Genomic DNA, 22,999 nt, shown 5'->3' on the forward strand with positions numbered 1-22,999 from the left:
GAGTGTGATGCGCGGTGGCGTCAGACCTTGATCTGCCGCTCCAGCTCCGCCGAGGCGGTGGCATAGCGATTGCCACCAAGCGCCAGGCGAGCCGACGGGGTCGTGGACCACCGGTCGAAAAACATGGTACCCATGCGATCCGGATGGGTCGGAACCAGGGATTCCTGTTCCAAAGGTGCCCCGAACCAGGTCGCCGTCCTGTCGGCGGTGACTACCCTCGTGTCGTTCGTTACCGAAAACGCCCTGCGCAGCCAGTGCGCGATGGCGTCGCGCTCGGGGCCCGCGATCTGAACCACCGCATTTCTCGGCTTTTCCAATGCGATCTCGGCCAAAATACCACCCACATCGTCGGCGGCGATAGGCTGCAGAAGCGCGTCGGGGGGATTTACCGAGTTCTGCTTTGCGAACCCCCCGGAAATGGTTGGCAGGAACTCGAAAAACTGGGTGGACCTGACGATCGTAAAAGGGGTCCCGGAAGATCGGGCCACCTGCTCCTGTCGCGCCTTGGCGGCGTAGTATGGGTTGCCGGGCAGATGATCTACTCCCACGATCGACAACGTCACATGGTGCTTGACGCCCGCCTCCATCTCCGCCTTTGCGACGTTCCTTCCCGAAACGACGAAAAAGTCCCGAAGCGTCTCCTCGTCGAACGAGTGGACATCTGACGCGTCGACGACGACGTTCGCCCCGGAGAGGGCCTCCAGGAGTCCCTCCCCAGTGGCCGTGTTGACTCCGGTTCGGCGGGAAGCGGCGACGACCTCGACGTCGAGACCCTTCAGCCTTTCGACGACCCTTGCTCCGATCATGCCGCTTCCGCCGAGCACGACTACTTTCGAAAATTCGGACATTTTAATTACTCCTGTGACTGAAGATTGCGTTTTGTTGGGCATCTCGCAAAATACCGTAGGTCCGGCGGATCACACGCCGCTCCTCAGGATAATGAGTTGATCGATGAGGTTGTCGCTGAGCACGAAGTAAAAGAGCAGGATCAGCGGTTCGGGCAGACCGGGGGCGTCGAAATCGCCCGTGATTTTCGCTGAAACGATCGCACCAGAGGGCCGGAGTCGTATATCCAGGATGGCCGCACGAACATGAAAGCCGATGATGTCCTGTTCGGCCCAGCCGATGATCTCTTCGATCCCGGACAACTCCTGCATTTGGTCGTTGATGACGGCATCACTGGCGAAGCCCCTGACAACTCCGGCGAGATCTTCGTCGTTCAGGGCGGTAAAGAAATTGTTGATCGTCTCCGGCAGTACCTGCACCGGGAGGATGACCTGTAAGTTTAGTGATTGTCGGTAGGCCATTGATCTGTCTCCGGGCTTCTATGCCCTGAGGAATACGCCATCATCGCGGAGTGTACGCAGTTAATGGTCGTTAAATTTCGTTATGCGTCTGATAAAGCATAATCTTTTCAAGAATTCGGCGCGCGACGCGCCTAGCCGTTACCTTTTGTTTTCTCACCCCAACAAAACTTCAGACCCACAACAAACCTTTTCGCATTCCAACGTCTCTAAACTCGCCGACACGAACTCTCTCGCCGAAAGTGATGCGGTCAACAGCGAGGAGATTCATACATGCAACTCAGCACCGACATCCATATGGCCAACCAGTCGCCTGAACCGCAACAAACTGTACACTTGGTCGAAAGCGACCTCGCAAGCCGCGCCACAGTGGCCCTCTTGCTTCGTGACAACGGCTACGACGTGGCTGAATACGATGATCGCGAGGAATTCGCGTCCGCTTCAGATGAACCCCGCGCCGGGTGCGTTGTGATCAGCGCGGATCAGGGCAGCACGGATTGCGGGATGGTCCAGCACCGGCCCGGTGGTCCCCTCCCCGTTATTTATGTCAGTCAGGTCGACGATGTTCGCGCCAGCGTCGATGCGATGAAATCCGGTGCGGTGGACTTTCTGCTAAAGCCGATCGACAAGCACGCCTTGCTCCGGGCCGTCGCTGCGGCGTTCGAGCTGGACCAGCGGGAACGGAGCGCCTCCATTGCCCGCCAGTCGATCAGGACCTGCGCGGTCAGCCTCACCCCCAGGGAACGCCAGGTTTTCGAAGCCGTCACGAGCGGCCTGATGAACAAGATTATCGCTTATGAGCTCGGTATCAGCGAGATCATGGTCAAGGTACATCGCGGGAGGGTAATGCGGAAAATGAACTCGCGCACATTGCCGGACCTTGTCAGGAAGTACGACATCCTTCAGCAGACATCCGCCGAATCGAGAGAGCCGCGAAAGATTACAGCCCTCAACTAGACGCGTATTGCTATGCATACTTTGGTTTGCATCGCACGACGTCGCGCATGGGCGTATCTTGGCAGAGCGCCCTCGGGGATCTCGAGGCGCAGTGTTCAATAGCGGCCGCGTCCAACCTGTAAGAATCGGTCGTCTCCGCCGGGCATCCCGGCTGCTGCGGGAGATCGCGAATGTCCTACAGGTTCGGATCGTTCAGGCTTTTGCCGATAGAACGACGACTGGAACGCGACGGCGTTCCAGTGTCGATCGGAAGCCGTGCGTTCGACCTTCTGTCGGTTCTCGTGGAAAACGGCGGTAGTGTTGTCTCTAAGCGCGATCTGACGGCCAGAGCCTGGCCAAATACCGTCGTCGACGAGGTGAGCCTGCGGGTGCATATCTCCGCTTTGCGGAAATCGCTCGGGACGAACGATAGCGGCGCGGCGTTCATCAGCAACGTGTCCGGTCGCGGCTACATGCTTTCGGCGGAAATCGAGACCGACGTCGCACGAAGCGACACGGTTGCGGCACCGATAGCGAAAACCGAAAATCACCTCCCCCCGCCGCTCCTTCGAATGGTTGGGCGGGAGACGGCACTGGAAGAGACTTGCGAGCGTCTCGTATCCCATCGATTCGTCACCGTTCTAGGCGCGGGTGGAATAGGCAAGACCACGCTCGCGATCGCCGCGGCCCACAAGATGTCGGATGGTTTCCGGGATGGGCTTCTTTTTGTCGATCTGGCTCCGGTGACGGATGGGGCCTTGGTCGCGACAACCGTCGCATCCAATCTCGGCGTCGCAGCTCCCGCGCAGGCGGCTGTTGCCGTGGTCTGCAATTTCCTCAAGGAGAAGAGAATCCTCCTGCTCCTCGATAACTGCGAGCATGTCATCGAAGCCGCGGCCGAGTTGGCGGAACGGGCGCACCGTTACTGCCCGGAGCTTTGCATCCTCGCGACCAGTCGCGAAGCGCTGCGGGTCGAAGGCGAGCAAGTCTACAAGATCGCTCCATTGACGACGCCAGGCGCAGACGTAGTCGGCGATGACAGCCGCCGTTTTCCGGCGGTACAGTTGTTTCTCGACCGGATGGCGGCGGCAGGTGGCGAGACAGAGCTCGGGCAAGGTGAAATCGATCTTGCAGCGGAGATATGCCGCAGGCTCGACGGGATGGCCCTCGCCCTTGAACTGACGGCGGCGCGCGCCGCGTCTCACGGCCTTTCCCGCACACTCGAATTGCTCCAGCAGAGGTTCGGCATCCATTGGGGCGGCCGTCGAACCGCGCTTCCACGTCATCAGACCGTGCTGGCCCTGCATGATTGGAGCTATAACCTCCTATCACCGGACGAAAAGCTGGTCCTTCGGAGAACCGGATGGCTGAGCGGGTCGTTCACCGCCGAAACGGCATCGAAAATATCTCGAATCGAGACCGACGACGTGCTCGACGCGCTAGCGGACAAATCGCTGATCTCCCGTGTCCTGAGCGCAAACGGCGCGCTGAGATACAGGCTGGCGGAAACGACGAAAGCATACGCGCTCGACAAGCTACATTGCGACCCGTCGGAGGTTGAGGGCGTCGCGCACGCCCATGCGGAGTACTTCCTCGACTTACTCAGGGCCCAAGCCCAGAAGGCAGACCCGTTTCATCTGACCGGTCTATCGAAAACTTTTCCCGAGGCGTTGGCGAACGTCAGAAGCGCGATCGATTGGTGTTACAGCGAGGCTGGTGACCCGGAGCTTGGAGCCCTACTCATCGCCTATTCGTCCCCGCTGTTCCTGGAGCTATCCCTTCTCGAGGAATGTTTCAGGTGGAGCGATCGGGCGCTCTCGTCGCTCCCTTCCGTGATGATCGACGAGGTCGCGGAGGCTTTGCTGCATCAGGCGCGTGCGGTTTCAGGGATCATCGTCAGAGAGGCGCAGGAAATCGTCACGGCTTCTTTCAAACGCGCCTTGGAAATCGCCGATAACCTCGGCAATCTCAGGCTCAGGCTCGAAATCATCGCGGGCTTCAACATTTTCCTCATGCGGGCGGGAGACTGTTACGCCGGCGCGCGCATAGCCGATGCTGCCGAGACAGCATGCATGGGCTCGTCCGACGTCCTCGCCAGGCGGCTCGTGCTCTGGATGAAGGGCATCTGCCATGCCTATAACGGCGACTTGATCGCTGCCCGCGCAGTCCTCGAAGAATCATGTCCGGTCGGCGGCTCCGTAGATCTCGATCTGACACTCGTGGTGTTCACCCAGTTCATTCGGGCAAAGGTCCAGCTCGCGCGCGTACAACTCTTCCAGGGCGACGGCAGGCGGTCGGAAATCACGGCTCGCGACGCGATCGACATCGCCGCTGCTTACAGCCATCCCATTCCGCTTTGCATCGCCCTCGCATACGCCGCTTCGAATGCCATCTGGAAAGGCGATCTGGCGGTCGCCAACGGTATGATCGAAAGGTTGGCCGAAGTTTCGGAACGACATTCCCTTGCTGCGTTCCATGCGGTCAGCAATGGGCTTAGCGGGGAAATCCGCATGCGCCAGGGATCTGCGGCGGAAGGCGTGACGATGCTGGGAAGCGCGATTGACGTAATGGCATCCCGAAACCACGATCATATGCTGGTGAGCTTTCATGCTGCCTTGGCAGAAGCATATGCCGCCGTCGGGGAAGTATCGCACGCAATTCGGCACATCGAGACCGCGATCAGCACCGCGCGGACTGGCGGAGAGATATTCCAGATGTCCGATCTCCTGCGAATAAGAGGCACGTTACTGATTTCAGTCCCGCTCGATGGGCACATCGCCGAGGGCAACGCAGACCTCAGACAGGCTTACGAGACGGCCCGCGAGAGCGGAAATTCGCTTCACGAGTTACGAGCCGCCACAACGCTCAGACGAATCATGAACCCAGCGGAAGCGGAAGAGATGATTGAGGCGACACTGGCAAAGCTTCCTCATGAGGAGAGGCTTTTTTACATGAACCTCGTCCAATGCCCACCTTACTGCGGCGGTCAGAGCGCCAACGGCCAAGTGCCGTGCTCGAGCAAGATCAACACCGTTTCGACAGCGCTGTCTGAAAGTGCATGAGGAACCTCGACCTACAGTCGCTCCGGTGTGTTATTGCCCTGAGTGCGAGCCGGAATTTTCGCGTTGCGGCTGCCCAGCTCGACATCTCCCGATCGGCGCTCAGTCGCGCTGTGGCCAGACTCGAGGCTGACCTCGGTGTGCGACTGTTCAGGCGGACTACTCGAAGCGTGTTTTTGACGGATGAGGGCGAGGCCTTTCTGTCGGAAATACATGGTGCCGTAGGCACGATCGACGGAGCGATCGACCGATTAAACCGCTTCCGCTCGACGCCGAAGGGAACGCTTCGCATCAGCACGAGTGAAGGGATGGCTCTTCAGTTGATGCAGCCGATTTTCCTAGCGTTCCTGGCCGCCCACCCCGAAATGTCCCTCGACATCGTTGCCGACGGGAAGTTCGTCGATATCGTAGCGGAGGGATTCGACGCTGGAATACGGTTCGCCGAAGCGGTCCCCCGTGACATGATCGGCGTGAAGATCGGCTCGGACCGATACGAGATGGCGGTCGTCGCGTCTCCGAAATATCTGGACTGGGTGGCGCGTCCCTCCAGCCCTCACGATCTTTCGAGACATGACTGCATACGCATCAGGATGCCGGGAGGCGCGATGTACTCGTGGGAGTTTTCCGGGGTGAATGGTGCGTTCTCGGTGCAGGTACCCGGCCGCCTTACAGTCAACTCCTATGCGTTAGCCGTAGAAGCGGCGCTTGGTAATCATGGGATTGCCTATACGGGCTATCCTCTCGTCAGAAAGCACTTGGCGGATAGGCGACTTTGCAGACTGCTGGAGGAATGGACGCCTCCGTTCCCCGGCCTCCAGCTTTACTATCCGATGAGAAGCGATCTATCGGCGGGGTTGAGGGCGTTCGTCGATTTTGTGAGACGACACACCAACGAAACCGCGCTTTGAGTGCCCTCCTCGATCATGCGAAACCGAATTCCGCCCTCATCAGCTTCTCATAATCAACCTCTCCGGCAGTGCGACGCGCGTCGATGAGATGCTGGATACCCGGTCCATTAAAGTAGCGCAGCTGGTTCTTGCCGTCGGTCGATGCCTCCCAGACGACATCGGCGATCTCTGCGGCCGTGGATCGCTCCCAGGACAACTCGCCCATTCGTCTACGGATTTTCAGCTGAAACTCTGTGTAGTCATGGGGAGGTATGTTGACTGTAGCTTGCCCGGCGATCTTCTGGAGGAACGGGGTCTCGATCCCACCAGGCTCGACGAGCTTGATACCGATGCCCAATCCGTCAAGCTCGTACCAGATCGACTCGGTGAAGCCCTCGAGCGCGAACTTTGTCGAGAGGTAGATCGACGTCGCGGGAAGCCCTATAATCCCGCCGCCGGAACTGATATTGACGATCGTGCCGCGGCCCACTTCCCGCATGCGCGGGAGAACGGCGCGTATGACGTTCATAACGCCAAAGACGTTCACCTCGAAATTAGCCCTTATGCGATCGTCGGCGATCCCCTCGAAAACTCCGAACTCGCCAAACCCGGCGTTGTTTACGACGACGTCAATAGCGCCGTGACGCTCGTAAGCGATCGCGAGCGCCCGTTCAATCGAGTGCTTGTCGGTGACATCGAGAGGTAAGATCGAGAGGTCCGCGGTCTCCGCCTGTCCATACGTCTCCGGAATTCTCAAGGTCGCGATGACCTGCCAGCCCTTTTTCAGGAAAAGCTGGCAAATTGCCTTCCCGACGCCGGACGATGCTCCGGTAACGAAGATTTTCTTTTGATCACTCATATCCTGCTTCCTCATTGGTGAGCTGGAAGGTAGCGGTCGAAAGCGTACAAGAGAATGCCATTCAAATGGCATGACGTGGTGATGATATCGGGACAATCGATTTCGTCCCGATATCGGTGCAGCGTGGCAAGCGCCTATCGAAGCGGTTTGCCAAAGGTCCCAGCTTCGACTTGGAACATTGAGGAAAATCCCTGGGAGTATTCCTGCTCGTTGATACGGCCCTTTCCGTCTTTGTCCAGTTCGCTCCACGTCTTCTGAACGTCGGACGCGCTTGCTTGATAGCCGCCGGATCTGACCTGTGTCTTAGCGCCGATGTACTCATTCTTGTCGACGAAACCGTCGCCATTCGTATCGTCACGTTCGAAATTGCTTTTGGCAAGCCGGGCAAGGAACGCTGCCGCGACCTCATCGTTTGCGAGCCCACCGGCAGAGCTGCTGATTGTCGGCGCTGGTGGCACTTCCATTGATTCTATGTTGTTGTTGGTTTTCGCTTTGGGCAAGAAAAGTTGGTAGATGTCTGAAGCTGATCCTACTCTCATGGAATCTCCATCTTCGGTTACGTTACATCTTTCGCTTCTCGGGCTTGTGCGGAGCTGGGGCGATCCGTGGAGAAATTATGCTTTCCGATTACATCCGAACACCATGAACCTCAGGCCCGTCCCGAAGAACCGTGACGGGTCGCCTTCCTCTCCGAAATCGGCAGGGGCTTGTAATGGCCCTCGTGGCCGACGCCGGATTCTTGCGCCTTGTAGGCGAACCCCAGCATGACGACGCCCCCGAGCAGGTTCCCGACGGTTACCATCGAGAGGTTATAAAGAGCGCCAGCCACGCTCACGGAGTCCGGCGCATTGCCCATTAGTGCGATAGCGAACGTGAACATGTTCGCCACCGAGTGCTCGAAGCCAGCCGCCACGAATATCATGATGGGCCAGAAGATAAGAGCGATCTTGGCGGCATCGTTCTCCGTTCTGCCGCACATCCAGATGGCGAGACACACTAACCAGTTTGCAAGAAATCCTTTCGCAATCAGCACCAGCGGCGACGCCGACATTTTCCCGACGACCGCAGCATAGAAAGGCGCGCTTCCGTCTCCCAGAAGGACGCCACCGCCCGCAGCGCGGAAGACCGCCGCCAGAAGGATCGCTCCGGCCAGGTTGCCGATCCAGCAAGCCGTCCAGACTTTCATCACGTCAGAAGTCGAAACTAGACGCTGGAATAGCGCGAAGGACATGTACATCGCCGTACCCGTGAAAAGCTCAGAGCCCGCGAACACCACAATCGTCAGGGCAGACGCGAACACAGCCCCCATGACCAGATGCGACCAAGCCTGGTCGAGGTGAGCACCGACCGTAAACATAACGATGTCGCCGAAACCGATGTAAGCTCCTGCCAGGATTGCGCCGATGAAGAACCCCGAAAGTTGGCTGTTCACCATCTCAGCTTTGTGGGACCCTGCCTCCGCGAACTTCGTCATGGTCTCGATGTACATGGCCTTGTCTCCGATTTTGCCCGCGGCATGATGCGGCCCTATCCTATGTTTAAAACTACGGGACCATTTGTCGGCGCATCAACGCATACTTGAGTATGTCTCACGCGAACGCCGCTCCGCGTGATCTTCTCACTGGAAATACGAAAGGAGATGGTGATGATCGACAAACGCCCTGAGGGTATCGAGGACTACACGCGCCCGGCTGGCGGGTGGGACGCCCTAAGGGCCACGGCGGAAGCACTGATCCATGAAAAAATCGTCATACAGGGCTCGATGACCCTGCTTAAATCGAACCAGCCTGACGGCTTCGATTGCCCAGGGTGCGCCTGGCCTGACCCGAAACACACGTCATCCTTCGAGTTTTGCGAGAACGGCGCAAAGGCCGTCACGTGGGAATCCACCGCCAAGCGCGTTGAACTGGACTTCTTCGAGCAGCATACCGTCAGTGAGCTGTGGGGTTGGAGCGACTACGAGCTTGAGGGCAAGGGTCGGCTGACACACCCGATGGTCTACGACAAGGCCACGGACAGATATCAACCGATCAGCTGGGACGAGGCGTTCGACGTTATCGGCACGAAACTCAACGCACTTCCCGATCCCCGGATGGCCGAGTTCTACACGTCGGGGCGCGCTTCGAACGAGGCGGCCTTCCTGTATCAGCTTTTCGTCCGCGCATACGGTACGAACAATTTCCCCGATTGTTCCAATCTCTGCCACGAAGCGACGAGCGTCGGCTTGCCCGCTTCGATAGGGATCGGAAAGGCCACAGTCGTTCTGGAAGACTTCGACCAGTGCGACGCCATTTTCAGCTTCGGCCACAATCCGGGAACAAACCATCCGCGCATGATGACGACGCTGCACGACGCATCACGGCGCGGCGTCCCGATCATCGTCTTTAATCCCCTCAAGGAACGCTCGCTGGAGAAATTCGCCGCTCCCCAGAACCCGGTGGAGATGGTCACGCTGACTTCCACACCCATCGCCTCGGCCTATCATCAGGTAAGGAGCGGTGGCGACGTTGCCGCGCTCAAGGGCATCATGAAGCGGGTGGTGGAACTTGATCGGGAAGACCTGGCCAACGGAGGCAGCGGCCTGCTCGACCGCGAATTCATCGAGACCCACACGGCTGGCTTCGACGCGCTACTGTCCGACCTCGCGAACACAAGCTGGGACCTCATCGTAAAGAAGTCCGGTCTGACGAAGGCCGCGATCGACAGCGCGGCCCTCGTCTACGTGCGTTCGGAGCGTGTCATCGTCTGCTACGGCATGGGCATCACGCAGCATCGCAACGGCACCTCCAATGTACAGCAGCTTGCGAACCTCCTCATGATGTGCGGCAACATGGGGAAGCCCGGTGCTGGCATCTGCCCGCTACGGGGTCACTCGAACGTACAGGGCGACCGTACGGTCGGCATCACCGAAATCCCGAACAAGTCGCTGCTCGACGGCATGGAAAGGGCCTTTGGCTTCCGGCCGCCCGCCGAGAAAGGACATAACGCCGTCGAGGCCATCGACGCGATCATCGCCGGACGATCGAAAGCCCTGATCTGTCTCGGAGGAAACCTCGCGGTCGCCATGTCCGATCCCGACCGGGTATTCGCCGGAATGAGGAAGCTTGAACTTGCGGTCCATCTCTGCACCAAGCTCAACCGCTCCCATCTGCTCATCGCCGAGAACTCTTTGATCCTGCCCGTACTCGGGCGAACCGACGTCGATTTCCAGGAGAGCGGACGTCAGTCGGTGACCGTCGAAGACTCGACATGCATGGTTCATGCGTCTCGGGGCTTTCTGAACCCGCCGAGTGAGCATCTTCTCTCCGAACCGTCCATCATCGCCGGGATGGCAAAAGCCACCCTCGGCGGGAAACATGGCATCGACTGGGATGGCATGATCGCCGACTATGACCGTATCCGCGACAAGATCGAAACCGTGTTTCCCGACTTCAGGGATTTCAACAAGCGCGTACGCCAGCCGGGCGGCTTCCATCTCGATGTGCCCGCGTCACGGCGGGAATGGCGGACGAGCAACGGCAAGGCGAACTTCATCGTCGCGTTGGAGATCGAGGAAGACCCCCGCCTCTCTTACCCGGACATCATCACCCTCACCACGGTGCGGAGCCACGATCAGTACAACACGACTGTCTATGGTTTGAACGACCGCTATCGCGGGGTGTTCGGCCGCCGGGATGTCGTCTTCATGAACGCCATCGACCTTGAGGAGCGTGGGCTTGAAGATGGATCGAAGGTCGACATCGTCGCCGCTCCAGACGACGGTGAGGACGAGAGCGTGAAGCGCGTAGTCGCTGGCTTCACTGCTGTAAAATACGACATCGCTCGGGGATCGGCTGCAGGCTACTTTCCGGAACTGAACGTACTGGTCGCGCTGAGCCATTTCGACAGGAAATCCGGGACGCCGTCCTATAAGGCGACCCCGGTTCGAATCCTGGCCGCCTCGACATGAGGCCCGCGTGAGCCGAGCTGCCAAGATACACCCTTGTCTAGCTTATCGCTGTCGTCCGCGGCGATAAGGTCGCTCTTGTAACCCAGCTACGAGGGCGAAAGGGCTTCGATGTCGCTGCAGTCACAGTATGAGTTCCTGGTGCTCCTGCTCTTGGTGGTCGTGATCCTGGAGTTGATGGCTCGGTATCTGCGGCTCCCTCCGGCAGCGGCGATGATCGGCGGCGGCGCGGCGCTCGCCTTTGTGCCCGGCATCCCGACCGTGACCTTCGACCCGCACCTCATCCTCGTGTTGTTCTTGCCTCCGTTGCTGCTCAGTAGCGCCTACGCCACGGTCTGGCGTGACTTCAAGCGTCATTCTGCCACCATTATCTCCCTGGCGGTCGGCGCAGTGTTCTTCACCTCGGCGTGCGTGGGCGTTGCGTTCCATGTCTTGTTTCCTGAACTCCCCTGGGCCGTCGGGTTCGCGTTGGGTGCGGCCGTCTCGCCTCCCGACGCGGTGGCCGTGAAAGCCGTACTGGAAAAGCTTCGCCTTCCCACACGGGTCACCACGGTGCTCGGCGGCGAAAGCCTGGTGAATGACGCCAGCGGTCTGGTGCTCTTCCATTTCGCGGTCGCTTGGACAGCCGCTGGCTCCTTCAGCGCGCCGGAGGCGCTCGGCATGTTCGCGCTGGTCGCCTGCGGCGGGATAGCCGTCGGATATTGCCTCGGCAATGCGGGGGTTATGGTCCTGCAGCGACTGGCCAGCAGCGAGATCGTCATCACCGGAACCATGCTGCTCGCAGCCTCGTCCTACATCGCCGCCGAGCGTATCGGCGTCTCCGGTGTCTTATCGACAGTGACGACAGGCCTGATACTCGGATGGCGGCAGCACGAGATTTTCTCCGCGGCGACCAGGATTGCCGCACGCAGCTATTGGAAAATTCTTGTCTTCGTCCTCCAGTCGATCCTGTTTATCCTCGTCGGGCTGTCGCTAAGGGGCACCCTGGATCGGATCGCCACCAGCGATCAGGCGATAACCGAACTCATAGTGCCAGCCGGGGTGATTGTCGGTGTGGTATTGATCTCGAGGTTCTTCTGGCTGTTCGGGTCCGAAGTCTTATGGATGCTGGCGAGCCGCCTTGGGCTTAGGGCCAGAATGAAGCCCGATCTTTCGGTAACGGTGATTTTGGGCTGGGCGGGCATTCGCGGGCCGGTCACCCTCGCGGCCGCACTGGCTCTTCCAGAGGATTTCCCTGGCAGGGACGTCATTCTGGTCTCGGCTTTCGGGGTGATCTTCGTGACCGTCCTGGTCCAAGGTCCGACGCTGCCGCTCTTGGTGAAGTTCTTGCCCTCTACCGGATCGCAGAGCTCGGAACGGCTCGCCCGGGACGAGGCGATGGCACGAATGAGGTTATCACAGGCCCAGCTAAAGGCGTTCTCGGCCGCCCTGAGCTCGCAGGCCTCGAAGGAGGAGCGATGCTTGCTTGAGCAATACCGGAACCGTGCCGACCGCGAGGCCTCTTCCCTCGTCGACACTGCGAGAGCTAGCGCCGCCGCCATGCCACCGTCCACAGCAATGCTGGCAGCGATCAAGGCGGGCCGCGCCGAACTCCTCAAGATGTATCGCACAGGCGAAATCAGCGATCGCGCGCTCGTCAAGCTGGAACAGGATCTGGACGCGCAGGAATTCGGCATAGAGCCGCGTTGAACGACGGACTTCGACCGCGTTCGAGGACAGGTGGCGCACCAACCCTTTGTATAGCTCTCACGCTTAATTGGTTCGGACTACAGTCGATGCGTCACCGTGAGGGGGCATCCAACGAGGCCTGCGGGCCTCTAAGGCAGGATGCTGGCTGATACGGCACGATCTGTGTGCCTCAGGCGTACGCCAGACGACCAGGCAACACTCTGAAGCCTCCATCGATACCACGCGATAACATTGTGAGGTCTGACCAATGCGGTTGATTCTGGTGGCAATGATAGCCTCCGTACTCAGTAGTCTCGCCTTCAAGTACGCGGATCATTCGATCGGACATCGTCTGATTCTCGAAGGGGCGGCGGAGGAAGACGGTCCGACGCCCCTGTCCTAAACAGCGATTTGCGAGGTGTCGACTTATGGGCAACCGCATTAGGTGGCTTCAGACGTTGCAATTGCTCCGCTTCAATCGCTGAAGCGCTCAGGTCACCCGAGCATTGGCTGCACCGCCAGCTAAGGAAGCTGGAAGCTTTGGCTACCGCCCGCGTGTTCATTTTCGAAATTGTCGGTGCCTTTGGCAATCCGATGTAGCCCTCGGGTATATCATCGGACACCTTCCCACCGCCGCCAGCGAAACTCATATTCAAACAGTCGAAGGCCTTTGCTCTACCCCGGTTGGTAAAGGTTTTCGGCTGTCGCCAAAATCCGCCGCCGATCCCGGTCCATCGCGGCTTGATGGGGTTTCGAGATGCACGCCGATTACAGACGCGAATACGTGGACAGCATGGTCGAGCTCTGTGACGCGTTTTACGCGGAGGCAGAGCACGAGAATATCGTCTGGGAGGCCGAATACCTCACCCGACGCGACATCGCCTACCATTATTACGGTCTGATGCAGTTCGGGAAGCCATGTAGCGTGGCACGCGAATATTCACCCGAGGCCTGCAAGGTGGAGCGGATCGACCCCGGCACTCTCGTGCTGACGCTCCTCGATTTCGAAGCCAATGACTATATAGCCCGCTACTCCGGCCCCAGCACCGACGCAGGTGACATCCTGACCGACATGGGTGACCTGTGGCGGTTGAAGCCCGAGGTGATGCGTATCTCTATGCTCGGTCACAGCCCCTCGATCGGGGGCGGCCAGATCGTGACCGCTACCGAGATCGCCTATATCGGTTTGACCGGAAGGGCAAAGCAGGCCCACCAATGCCTCGCGCCGATCAAGGACTCGCCATCACGACAATGGTACCGCGGACGTCGCTTCATACGGGAGCGCGCGCCGTCTTTTGCGTAGGAAGCCGCGACCGCCTCCTTCGCGCGAAATTCTCTCCGGTATTGCCGACAAGAATTTCGCCGGCGGAAACGCACGGCCGGAAATCGGGCTACGCTTGGACATCCACCAAGCTTACCTCGATGTCTTTCTGGGAAACCTCTGGCAAATCCGACGAATGGGACACGCCGAAGCACGTGTTCGACGCGCTCGGCTGCGTCTTCGACATCGATGTCGCGTCGCCTGCTGTGGGAATGACCTTTGTCCCGGCCGCCCGCTTTATCTCCTCCGGTTCTCTCGAAGCATGCTGGAGCGGGTTTGTCTGGATGAACCCGCCGTTCGGAGGAAGGAACGGACTTACTCCGTGGCTGCGCAAGTTCTTCGAGCATGCCAACGGCATCGCGCTCGTCCCGGACAGAACGAGCGCACCCTGGTTTCAGAATGCGTGGCGACAGGCCGACGCCGTCCTTTTCACACCCAAGCTCAGGTTCATCAGGCCGGACGGCTCCGAGGGCAAGTCTCCGTCCAACGGAACGGCGCTGCTTTCGGCGGGAAGCATGGGAAGGGAAGCGCTTGTCCGCGCCGCCGAGGCAGGCCTCGGCATACTCGGATTCCCGGACCGCACAACGCATGCGCCCCGAAATCAGTAGCCCGTCATCTCGAGATAACCGCGCCCAGAAACGGTGCCGTCGAACTCTATCGGCCCCTCCCAGTAGGGAGTGGACGTCGCCATCCAGGAGCGGTCGTTGAGTGCCTTTGTGCCGATATCGAGGCCACGGCTCGGTATCCGGACCCTCCACTCCACCGGGATACGTTTGCCATCGATGTCCGCCGTGCGAAGCGGCTCTAGTAGAATATCCCCGGAACCAATCGGCGATGTCGTCCCGTCGGCGGCGATCCAGTTGGCCGACGTGAATCCTCCGCCGCCATCGCGAAGCCGGAAGGCCATGACCTTCTCTCCGGAATCCAGATGGAGCGAAAACCAGTCCCACCCCGTCTGATCGGATGCCAGCGGCTGTGACGACCATTCCCGGTCGAGCCATGCTTTCCCAGTAACTTCAATAGATTGGCCGTCGAGGCTCACGTTACCTCTCACCTGATAGAAGGGTTGCGAGTAGTAGTAGCTCGCCTGACCCGCCAGCGACTTGACGGAATAGCCCCTGTCACCTTGGAGGACCAGCGGCCCTGTCGCCCTGAGCGCGAGCCGATATCCAAAAGTCCTGCCCGCCCGCGCGGAGATCGAGCTGGTCGAGGTCGCTTCCGTTCCCGACACCCTTCATGCCCCCGGTCGTCGATCCATGCCTCGAATGGAGCCGCGACGGCCCCGGCCTGTCCGACCCCGCCCCTCGCCAGGCGCTCGGCGACATACTGGCGGTCGGACGTGGTGACGGCGGCATGTCCGATCCATATCTGGGGATCGGACCAACCCGGTTTCTCCCCCGGAGCGAGCGCCGACCTGAACAGCGTCCATTGCGCGCCGAGCTTGCGACCGTCGGCGGCCTCTAGGTCGGCGGTGACGTACCACCATTCGATCCTGTAGTCGGGATGAGCGCCATGGTCGCGGGGGAATACCAGCGGCTCTCCTCGCCGGGGCATGGAAAAGCCTTCCGCGCTCGAACCGAGGCCAGCGAACCCTTGCGGCACCGCCTCGACGGGGAAGAGGGACGGGAGGACGATCGCGGCGATCGATAGCAGCGGTTTTCTAGCGCTCATTGGCGAATACCCTCAGCAGGTCGGCGGGATCGATTTTCGCAAGGCGTCGAACCGGAAGAAGGACCGACACAAAGGCCGCGACAAGAGCGATCACGGCAAGTCGAAGCCAGTCCAGCGGGAACAGGATCAGTGGCAAGCGCCATCCGAAAGCCTCGACGTTGACGATCGCCAGCAGGACCCACGCGAGAACGAGCCCGACAGGAACGGCGGCGACGAATGTGGCAAACCAGAGGACCAAAGTCCGTACTATCTCGATATTGGCGAGATCGCGACGACGTAACCCCATGGCCCAGACAGGAGCGAGTTGCGGCAGTCGTTGGGCCGACAGGGTGAGGAGGCTCGAGAACATCGCAAAGCCCGCGATCGCCAGGGTCAGGATGTTCAGCGCGCCCGTTACCGCAAAGGTCTGCTCGAAAATCGCGGTCGACTGCCGCTTCAGGGACGCCTGGTCCACGATATTGGCTTCCGGCAAACCGAATTCGGCGACAAGGCGACGTCTGAATTCTGGAACCATCCCGGGGTCCATTCGCAGGCCGTAGCGTAGCTTCGCGACCTCCGAGTAGTGATCGACGAGCGCGTCCACCCCCACGATGACCTGACCGCTCGGATTGCCGTAGTCGGAAAAGACGCCGACAACCCTCGTCCGCCACCTGCCGGGAAGTTCAATCTCCTGCCCGGGCGAGGCTTTTCCGGCGCGCCACATCTGTTCGTTCACCAGCGCTCCCCGTCCACTCGCGATCTCGTTCCATACACCCGGCTCCCCGACGATCATCGGCGAGTTGTCCCGGTAAGTCGGGTCGTTGGCGATCCCGAATATCTGCATTTTCTGTCCACCGACCTCGCCTTCGACACTCCAGATCGGAAGCACAGCCCGGGCCTGGGTCGGAAGCCATTGCCTCAACCTGGCGGCCTCGGCCTCGTCGCGCGCGGTGACGTAGACCTCCGCCGCGAGCCGCTGGTCCAGCCAAGCGAGGAAGGTCTGCCGGAAACTCGACACCATGGTGCCGACGCCGATGTTGGCGGAGAGCGCGAGCAGCAGCGCCATCAGAGCCAGCGACAGACCCGGCAACTGCTGGCGGGTGTCGGCCCAGAACCATCCGGAGAGAACGCCCCGCGACAGCCGTTGCGCGCCGCTCATCCCTAGCGCCAGAGCGGGAGCAAGGAGCAACGCCGCTCCGAGCAGGAGGCAGCCAAGCACCCCGAACCCAGCATAGAGGCCGCGACCGAGCAACGCCAGGATGAACGAAGCGAGCAGAAGTGTCGCCCCGACGGCTGCCTGAACCATCAGTTGCCTCGTCGACGCCCTCGCCCAGGCCCGCTGCTGGGCGGAGGCAAGGATTGGCATTTTCCAGACGCGCCAGAGGCTCTGCACCGAAGACATCGCGGTTCCGAGCATCGCCATGGCGAGCCCCGCGATCCACCATTCCGGCCTTAGCGACAATGTACCCGGCACGCTCGCACCGTAAAGTCCCCGCAGGGTAGCGGCGACACCGGGGAGCAGGGCCGACGCGACGAAATAGCCGATGATCAGGCCGAGCACGCCGGACAGTAATGCGAAAACCGTGATTTCGAGGACCAGCATGGCCGTCAGCGAACGCAGGGACACGCCGAGCGACCGTAACGTCCTCAAGGTGCCGCGACGCTGTTCGAACGACAATCCGGTGGCCGAGTAGACGATAAAGAGCCCCACGATAAAGGCGAGGAAGCCGAACGCAGTGAGGTTCAGATGGAAGCTGCCGGTCAAACGGGCGACGTCCGGACGTTCCCCGGCCCCCCGCACGGTCAGTTCCGGCGTGAGCTCTTCCAACGGCGTCAGTCCCGGTCTCTGGGCCTTGGCGATCACGATCCGGCTCAGCGCGCCGCCTCTGTTCAGCAAGCGGTCGGCGACGCCGATGTCCACAAAAGCGGCATCGTCGGGGAGATCGGGCACGGCCTTGATCGACAGGCCATCGGTCTGCTTGAGACGTGCGGCCGTGGATACCGAGACGACAAGTTGACCCGGATCTCCAACGAACGCGAGGAATTCTGTTGCGTCGGAGACGCGCACACCGGACCCGCCCGACGGGGTTGTCAGCGGGTCGATACCGATCAATCTGATCCGGACCTGCCCGAACCGACGGTCGCCCTCTATGACGGGGGAGACATCCCAGCCAGCCCGGCGCAGCACAGAATAGACCTGCCGGGGAATTCCCTCTCCGTCCCCGGCGACCAACTGAATCAAGTCGCTTTGCTCGAGGACCGACGCGGCGCGCTTGTAGCTCGCGCGGGCCTCGGCGTTGATGGCCTGGACACCCGACCAGAGCGCTGTCGCCAAGGCTACGCCGAGGACAAGCGTCGCGAATTGAAGCGGCAGGTGACGCCAGTGGGAAAGAAGCGCCGCGAAGGCGGGCCAGCTCATGCCGCGACTTTCCCGCCGCGCAACAGGACGCGTCTGTCGAGCTTGTCCGCCATGCGGTTCGAGTGGGTCACGAGAAGCAGCGCTATCCCGGCGGTCCGCGTGAGATCGAGCATGATGTCGAGCACCGTGTCGGCGGTTGCCTCGTCGAGGTTTCCGGTCGGCTCGTCGGCCAGGACGAGACCGGGTCTCGCGGCGAGCGTGCGCGCGATCGCCACCCGCTGTTGCTGCCCGCCGGACAGCTGTTCCGGGTAGCGACCGACAAACTGGTCGAGGCCGAGCGCCCGTATGAGCGTCGCCTCCCAAGCCGGATCGTATCTGCGCGCCAGCCTCGCGTGGAAAGAGACGTTCGACGCGACGTCGGGGCTCGGTATCAGGTTGAACTGCTGGAAGATGACGCCGACCTCCGTGCGCCGATACTCCGCGCGCCCGGTGTCGTCCAGACCGGACACGGTTCGTCCGTTGACCGAGATCGACCCGCTGTCAGGTTTGTCGAGGCCGCTGACCAGATGAAGCAGAGTGCTCTTCCCGCTGCCCGACTCTCCGGTCAGCGCGAGACTCTCTGAGGGGGCGAGCCTGAGATCGATACCGCGCAGGACAGGCGTTGGCCCTTCCGCAGTCGGATAGGATTTCTTGATGTCTTCGAGAATCAGGGTCATGGACGTCTCTGCGCGAGGTCCGACTTATATGGTATCGGCGACGTCGGTGGCCACATCGAACCGCCAGCCCAACAGTGAACCTTTGTATATCGGCGCGCGAAACCCGGCTGTTAAAATGCGGCAACGGCGATATGCTACCGAGACTCGCGACCTGGAATATCCAGACGCTGGCGACACCGGGACGAAAGGTGTTCGACACCAGCACCGCTCGGCTCCCGGCGGACTACGAGGACCTGCGCACGGTCGAGCGTGAACTGTCGGCGGATGTCTACGCGCTCCAGGAGATTTCCAGTCCCGCCGCCCTCTCCCAGGTCTTCCCGCTTTCGGAGTTCGTTCTTTGCTTCAGCGGACAAGGGAATGCGGACGCCCGCAAGCTCGGCCCGCAATACGATTTCGAAGGGCCCGCCGCGGGTATCAAGCCGGAGTGTTTCGAGGAGGCTGGCGCGACCTTGCCCGACACGGCGACGACGCCGCGACTGCCCGACGGCGCGGCCGACCCGTTGCTTGCTCAACACACGGCGCTCGCCGTACGTCGGGTCTCCGGCACACCGTCGATGCGGTCAAGGATCTGCCAAGGCTCGGTGTCGCGCAGAACGACTGGGACCGGGAGCTCGGTAAAATCGTCGTGCGCAACGTCCGCCGGGGTTTGGGCGGGTTCTCGTGGGCGCTGCACCAAGTGCAATTCGGTGACCGGCACCCTCACTTCTTTGTTGCCAAGCCCGTTTTTCCGGGCGACCATTTCCTGACAGACGGGAAACGGAGCATAACATGGACTTGAGTTTGTCAACCGCGGCGTCAGAGGAACTTTTTGTAGCAAAGATGCCCGAAAGGATTGAGAAGACTGACTATTTTGGAAAGCTACTGCTTCCCGGCGACGACATGACGATTACCATCACCGCCCACAGGATCGCGGTGTTCCTGAACGGCCAGATTTCCAAGGTCGGGCGCGCACGGAAGTTTGTCGACACTTACGTCAGCAACATCCGCAGCCAGACTAAAGCAGAATTCGAGGGCGGTTGCACCCAGATCAACATCATCGGTGTCTGGCACTACAACGGCCCGAACCCGAAATCCTTCGAACCCTACCTGGTTCAGAAGGCAGACGCAGCCGAAAACGTCGCGACGAGCCTCTATCGCTACCGGATTTTCCATTTCGACCATCATCGCTCCGGAGAGCGCCACGGTGTTACGATCGAGGATCTCGACGACCCCCGAGATGCTATCGACTTTTTCAAGGACCATACGGAGCGTTCCATCCCGCGCGACGACATCCCGGACGACGTCCGGGCAGATGGCCATCCGTGCGGAATTCTCTGGTACCCGCTGCCCGGCGTTGACCTTCCTCCGTTCGCCTATCGGTCAGTTGGGGTTAAGGAGTATCGCACCCGTGATGGCAGCTCCCTCGCCGTCGATGAAGTGACGAAATTTGATGCCGCGAGGTACTGGGCTTCGCGTCGCGCTTACAACGGGCTATCTGCGAAGGCTCCCGGCATGACACACTGAGGAATATTCGATCGTCCTTCCATTGTGCAATTCGCTCTTGCGGCAGACCGAAATCCGGCGAACACTTTCTACAGAGCCCGCTCAAGGGCAGCCAACCGAACAGATGAATGATGCAGCCCGCCATATCTCTCTGGCGGGCGCGACATCGCTTTGCCAGAAGGAGCAGCCATTGACCGAGCCCTATCTCTATCGTTTGTCACGTTTTCGACTTGCCGGATTTAGGCCCAATCCAAGGACCGGGTCCTCACCGAATGTCGCGGCTCGCCCGGTCTTTGCGGGACCCGACGCTGCTATCGAAATCGACGGAAGCACCATCCGTGGGTTCATTAACGGCGAGCCCTCGCACGTCAGCGGACAACTCGCGAAGCTCATTGAACGCTATAGCGGGAAACTCGTAGCTGCGGCGGAGACTAAGCGGGCTGGAGAGCCGTTGACGGTGATATTCTCAGGCACATGGCATCACATCGACTTCGGTGTCGCTCCCCGGTTTGAGGGATGTTTGACGCACGTCGTCGCGCGGGACGGATCGATCAAGACCACTCTCTATGACGAGCGTGTTTTCGAATGGGATACGAAGCCGTATCGCGCTGGCTACGGCTTCACCACTCTGATGTGCGGCGAACTCGACAACAATGCCGACGATCTCGACGAGATGGCCGACCACTCGATCTCCAAAAAGCGCGGCGAGCACAAAGGCGCAAGCGGACTTGGCGTGGTTGGCGGAATCATCTGGTCCACGCACGACGACGCAAAGTTGCCAATCCTGTATTCGGCAGCGACGGGCACAAGTAAGATCGAGATGGATTTCGAACTAGACGAAGAGGAGGAGGAATACCTTTCGGGACAGCCGATAATCGGAGACGGCTCTTTATCGGCCGCTGTCGTTTTAAAGTTGCGAGACCTCGAAAAGGAGGATGGCTGGTTTCGTGGAAAGGGCGTCGACCGGGCAACCCATCGACCCCGCAAGTTCAAGCTCTTCGAAGTTCCAGACGCCGTGAACGCGATTGGGTACTGGGTTCAATTCCGCACCCGCGGTAGCATCGTCTCGACGGAGTTCAGGCTGTTCGGAGGCGTTCCGGAGTGGCCGCAGGAGGTTCTCGAAAAGACAAGCGACGGCAATTGCGGTGACGATCTACTCGGCAATCTTTATGCCAGCGACTGGATATACGAACCGACCAACGATGCGCCGGATCAGGAAGTCAGGCTTCTAGCGCTCGGACCGATACCTCATGTTTCCGTTGCGCCCATCTGAAGGCGGCAGAACGCGCGCACCTACTGAAGCGTCCTCACGAAAATGCGGACCAACCGCATTTCCATATCGAGTTCATCGGGAGATGAAAGGAGACGTAGAAAACCTCGACCGTGGAGACGCCGACCGGTAGTGCCGCGTCGAGTTTGGCTCTAAAATCTTCCACGGCGGCAGAGTCCAGTTCTTCAAACTTCTTTTTCATCCGCATTTCGTGTTTCTTCATCTTAGGGAGAATCATTTTTCGGACCTTCCGAAGATGTTTCCGCAGCTTAGACATTGGCGCTCCAGTTCGTTTACTGACAATAGGCGGGACCGATAAAAGAAGTATTCCCTCGCCGAGTTGTAATTCAACGACGCCAGTCGATCGCAATATCGGTCATGTCTGGGCGTTCTCGACGTCGTCGCTACCGTAGCAAAAACACTCTGGCATTCCGAAGGCCGAACAGGCAGCGATCGTTGATGACCGCGACGTCATCATGAAACACAACATGCGTCTGGGTGTAATCAGTGAAGTGTTCGCACCGGCTATCGAGAAAGCGGTGAATGCGTCTTCGACAGGAAGTGACGCTCAAGATGAAATCGCTCGCTTGATCGTGACGGCGGTGGGTATCCGCCAAAACGATGGCAGTGAAGTGATCACATTCACCTTCACAACACAAACCGAGGCAGATGCATTCGATAAAGCGATTTGAAGTTATAGCGCAAGTCGGTCTTGCCAGCAGCTGAACGAGCGCATTCAATGGCAACCCGACCCGGTGCAGATCGGGTGCCTTCATTAGAAACTTCTAGACTTGCAGCAAGCCGCCATCGACGCATAGTTCGATCCCGGCAACGTAGCTCGCCTCATCGCTCAAGAGAAACAAGGCGGCCGCAGCGACCTCTGAAGGTTTTGCCATGCGCCCCATCGGAATCGGAGCGACAATCGCTGCGCGTGTGTCTTCTTCGACAGCAGCCATCATATCCGTATCTGTTGGGCCGGGTGCAACCACGTTGACCCTAATCCCTTTAGGAGCGAGTTCGGCAGTCCAGGTTCGCGCATAGGATCGAACGGCTGCTTTGGTTGCACAGTAGGTGCCGTAACCCGCATAACCCGCACTTCCGGCGATGGAGCCAATGAGGACGACCGAGCTACCTTCTGTCAGTGCAGGAAGAGCAGCCTGTAAGCCGAAAACCATCCCTCGGACATTGACGTCGAAGTGACGGTCGAAATGCTCCGGCGTCATCTCGGCGACCTGCGACGGCTCCGAAAGACCTGCATTCAAAACAAGCGCGTCGATCCGGCCATGTGCTTTGCGCACCGTCTCGACAGCTGCGACCATGTCTTCGGGAGAGCCTGCATCTGCGGCAATACCGACCACGCCATTGCCAATGTCTTTAGCGGCCTTCCGAGCATCTTCTACTCTGCGACTGGTGATAAACACGTTCGCGCCTTCTGCTGAAAGTCGCTCTGCAATAGCGAGGCCAATACCCTTTGCGCCGCCAACGATCAGTGCCACTTTGTTATTCATGCGAGCCATCGTAAATCCTTTCACTGAATGGTCT

General features: G+C 59.9%; 21 protein-coding genes and 1 pseudogene. 11 read left to right on the plus strand and 11 right to left on the minus strand.

The features are described from left to right. Positions 1 to 20: 20 nt before the first annotated feature. Positions 21 to 848 (minus strand): SDR family oxidoreductase, encoded by an 828-nt coding sequence (locus tag ABUK73_RS17780; protein ID WP_353578444.1) that lies wholly within the window; start codon positions 846 to 848, stop codon positions 21 to 23. A gap of 69 nt (positions 849 to 917) precedes the next feature. Next, the gene (locus tag ABUK73_RS17785) at positions 918 to 1,307 is read right to left on the minus strand and encodes a nuclear transport factor 2 family protein (RefSeq protein WP_353578445.1); all 390 of its coding nucleotides are present in this window, start codon (positions 1,305 to 1,307) and stop codon (positions 918 to 920) included. A gap of 270 nt (positions 1,308 to 1,577) precedes the next feature. Between ABUK73_RS17785 and ABUK73_RS17790 the strand changes: the two genes are divergently transcribed. The 3 genes from ABUK73_RS17790 (at position 1,578) to ABUK73_RS17800 (ending at position 6,207) form a co-directional block, all read left to right on the plus strand. Continuing rightward, the gene (locus tag ABUK73_RS17790; protein WP_353578446.1) at positions 1,578 to 2,261 is read left to right on the plus strand and encodes a response regulator transcription factor; all 684 of its coding nucleotides are present in this window, start codon (positions 1,578 to 1,580) and stop codon (positions 2,259 to 2,261) included. A gap of 170 nt (positions 2,262 to 2,431) precedes the next feature. Further along, on the plus strand, positions 2,432 to 5,302 hold the full coding sequence (locus ABUK73_RS17795) for an ATP-binding protein (RefSeq protein ID WP_353578447.1): 2,871 nt from the start codon (positions 2,432 to 2,434) through the stop codon (positions 5,300 to 5,302). Beyond that, positions 5,299 to 6,207 carry a LysR family transcriptional regulator gene (locus tag ABUK73_RS17800; RefSeq protein WP_353578448.1) on the plus strand — a complete coding sequence of 303 codons (909 nt, stop codon included), beginning with the start codon at positions 5,299 to 5,301 and terminating at the stop codon, positions 6,205 to 6,207. The genes ABUK73_RS17795 and ABUK73_RS17800 overlap by 4 nt, the downstream gene beginning before the upstream one ends. Before the next feature lie 13 nt (positions 6,208 to 6,220). Here the strand turns inward: ABUK73_RS17800 and ABUK73_RS17805 are convergent, their stop codons facing one another. The 3 genes from ABUK73_RS17805 to ABUK73_RS17815 form a co-directional block, all read right to left on the minus strand. Then, positions 6,221 to 7,045 (minus strand): SDR family oxidoreductase, encoded by an 825-nt coding sequence (locus ABUK73_RS17805; RefSeq protein ID WP_353578449.1) that lies wholly within the window; start codon positions 7,043 to 7,045, stop codon positions 6,221 to 6,223. A 134-nt stretch (positions 7,046 to 7,179) separates the two neighbouring features. After that, complete coding sequence (locus tag ABUK73_RS17810; protein WP_353578450.1) at positions 7,180 to 7,584, minus strand: EF-hand domain-containing protein; 405 nt, start codon at positions 7,582 to 7,584, stop codon at positions 7,180 to 7,182. Positions 7,585 to 7,694: 110 nt separating this feature from the next. Next, positions 7,695 to 8,534, minus strand: a complete 840-nt coding sequence (locus ABUK73_RS17815) for a formate/nitrite transporter family protein (RefSeq protein ID WP_353578451.1) — start codon at positions 8,532 to 8,534, stop codon at positions 7,695 to 7,697. A gap of 156 nt (positions 8,535 to 8,690) precedes the next feature. On the opposite strand from ABUK73_RS17815, the gene ABUK73_RS17820 reads away from it, so the two are divergent. The 4 genes from ABUK73_RS17820 (at position 8,691) to ABUK73_RS17835 (ending at position 14,588) form a co-directional block, all read left to right on the plus strand. Beyond that, positions 8,691 to 10,994 carry an FdhF/YdeP family oxidoreductase gene (locus ABUK73_RS17820; RefSeq protein WP_353578452.1) on the plus strand — a complete coding sequence of 768 codons (2,304 nt, stop codon included), beginning with the start codon at positions 8,691 to 8,693 and terminating at the stop codon, positions 10,992 to 10,994. A gap of 108 nt (positions 10,995 to 11,102) precedes the next feature. Further along, the gene (locus ABUK73_RS17825) at positions 11,103 to 12,680 is read left to right on the plus strand and encodes a Na+/H+ antiporter (RefSeq protein WP_353578453.1); all 1,578 of its coding nucleotides are present in this window, start codon (positions 11,103 to 11,105) and stop codon (positions 12,678 to 12,680) included. A 736-nt stretch (positions 12,681 to 13,416) separates the two neighbouring features. After that, positions 13,417 to 13,962, plus strand: coding sequence for a hypothetical protein (locus tag ABUK73_RS17830; RefSeq protein WP_353578454.1), 546 nt, complete (start codon positions 13,417 to 13,419; stop codon positions 13,960 to 13,962). Positions 13,963 to 14,081: 119 nt separating this feature from the next. Further along, positions 14,082 to 14,588, plus strand: coding sequence for a DNA N-6-adenine-methyltransferase (locus ABUK73_RS17835; RefSeq protein WP_353578455.1), 507 nt, complete (start codon positions 14,082 to 14,084; stop codon positions 14,586 to 14,588). Here the strand turns inward: ABUK73_RS17835 and ABUK73_RS23385 are convergent. From ABUK73_RS23385 to ABUK73_RS17850, 4 genes and pseudogenes are all read right to left on the minus strand, one after another. Next, positions 14,582 to 15,211, minus strand: a complete 630-nt coding sequence (locus ABUK73_RS23385) for a lipocalin family protein (protein WP_454892388.1) — start codon at positions 15,209 to 15,211, stop codon at positions 14,582 to 14,584. The two genes, ABUK73_RS17835 and ABUK73_RS23385, sit on opposite strands and share 7 nt — an antisense overlap. 74 nt (positions 15,212 to 15,285) lie before the next feature. Further along, a pseudogene (locus tag ABUK73_RS23390) lies at positions 15,286 to 15,651 on the minus strand (lipocalin-like domain-containing protein); the annotation flags it as partial. Beyond that, positions 15,641 to 18,049 (minus strand): ABC transporter permease, encoded by a 2,409-nt coding sequence (locus tag ABUK73_RS17845; RefSeq protein WP_353578456.1) that lies wholly within the window; start codon positions 18,047 to 18,049, stop codon positions 15,641 to 15,643. The gene ABUK73_RS17845 and the pseudogene ABUK73_RS23390, both read right to left, overlap by 11 nt. Next, complete coding sequence (locus ABUK73_RS17850) at positions 18,046 to 18,705, minus strand: ABC transporter ATP-binding protein (RefSeq protein WP_353578457.1); 660 nt, start codon at positions 18,703 to 18,705, stop codon at positions 18,046 to 18,048. Before ABUK73_RS17850 ends, ABUK73_RS17845 begins: the two co-directional genes overlap by 4 nt. Before the next feature lie 131 nt (positions 18,706 to 18,836). Here ABUK73_RS17850 and ABUK73_RS17855 point away from each other — a divergent pair, with 131 nt between their 5' ends. The 3 genes from ABUK73_RS17855 (at position 18,837) to ABUK73_RS17865 (ending at position 21,460) form a co-directional block, all read left to right on the plus strand. Further along, positions 18,837 to 19,451 carry a hypothetical protein gene (locus ABUK73_RS17855; protein WP_353578458.1) on the plus strand — a complete coding sequence of 205 codons (615 nt, stop codon included), beginning with the start codon at positions 18,837 to 18,839 and terminating at the stop codon, positions 19,449 to 19,451. 22 nt (positions 19,452 to 19,473) lie between these two features. Then, complete coding sequence (locus tag ABUK73_RS17860) at positions 19,474 to 20,208, plus strand: hypothetical protein (RefSeq protein WP_353578459.1); 735 nt, start codon at positions 19,474 to 19,476, stop codon at positions 20,206 to 20,208. Positions 20,209 to 20,377: 169 nt separating this feature from the next. Beyond that, positions 20,378 to 21,460, plus strand: coding sequence for a hypothetical protein (locus ABUK73_RS17865; protein ID WP_353578460.1), 1,083 nt, complete (start codon positions 20,378 to 20,380; stop codon positions 21,458 to 21,460). A gap of 34 nt (positions 21,461 to 21,494) precedes the next feature. Here the strand turns inward: ABUK73_RS17865 and ABUK73_RS17870 are convergent, their stop codons facing one another. Beyond that, positions 21,495 to 21,659 carry a hypothetical protein gene (locus tag ABUK73_RS17870; protein WP_353578461.1) on the minus strand — a complete coding sequence of 55 codons (165 nt, stop codon included), beginning with the start codon at positions 21,657 to 21,659 and terminating at the stop codon, positions 21,495 to 21,497. Positions 21,660 to 21,933: 274 nt separating this feature from the next. Here ABUK73_RS17870 and ABUK73_RS17875 point away from each other — a divergent pair, with 274 nt between their 5' ends. After that, a complete protein-coding gene (locus ABUK73_RS17875; RefSeq protein WP_353578462.1) occupies positions 21,934 to 22,149 on the plus strand; it encodes a hypothetical protein in 216 nt (71 codons plus the stop codon). A 93-nt stretch (positions 22,150 to 22,242) separates the two neighbouring features. On the opposite strand, the gene ABUK73_RS17880 is transcribed toward ABUK73_RS17875, so the two are convergent. Beyond that, positions 22,243 to 22,974, minus strand: a complete 732-nt coding sequence (locus ABUK73_RS17880) for an SDR family NAD(P)-dependent oxidoreductase (protein ID WP_353578463.1) — start codon at positions 22,972 to 22,974, stop codon at positions 22,243 to 22,245. Between the last annotated feature and the right edge of the window lie 25 nt (positions 22,975 to 22,999).

It is taken from the genome of Agrobacterium vacciniicorymbosi, assembly GCF_040427045.1.
Lineage (GTDB): Bacteria > Pseudomonadota > Alphaproteobacteria > Rhizobiales > Rhizobiaceae > Agrobacterium.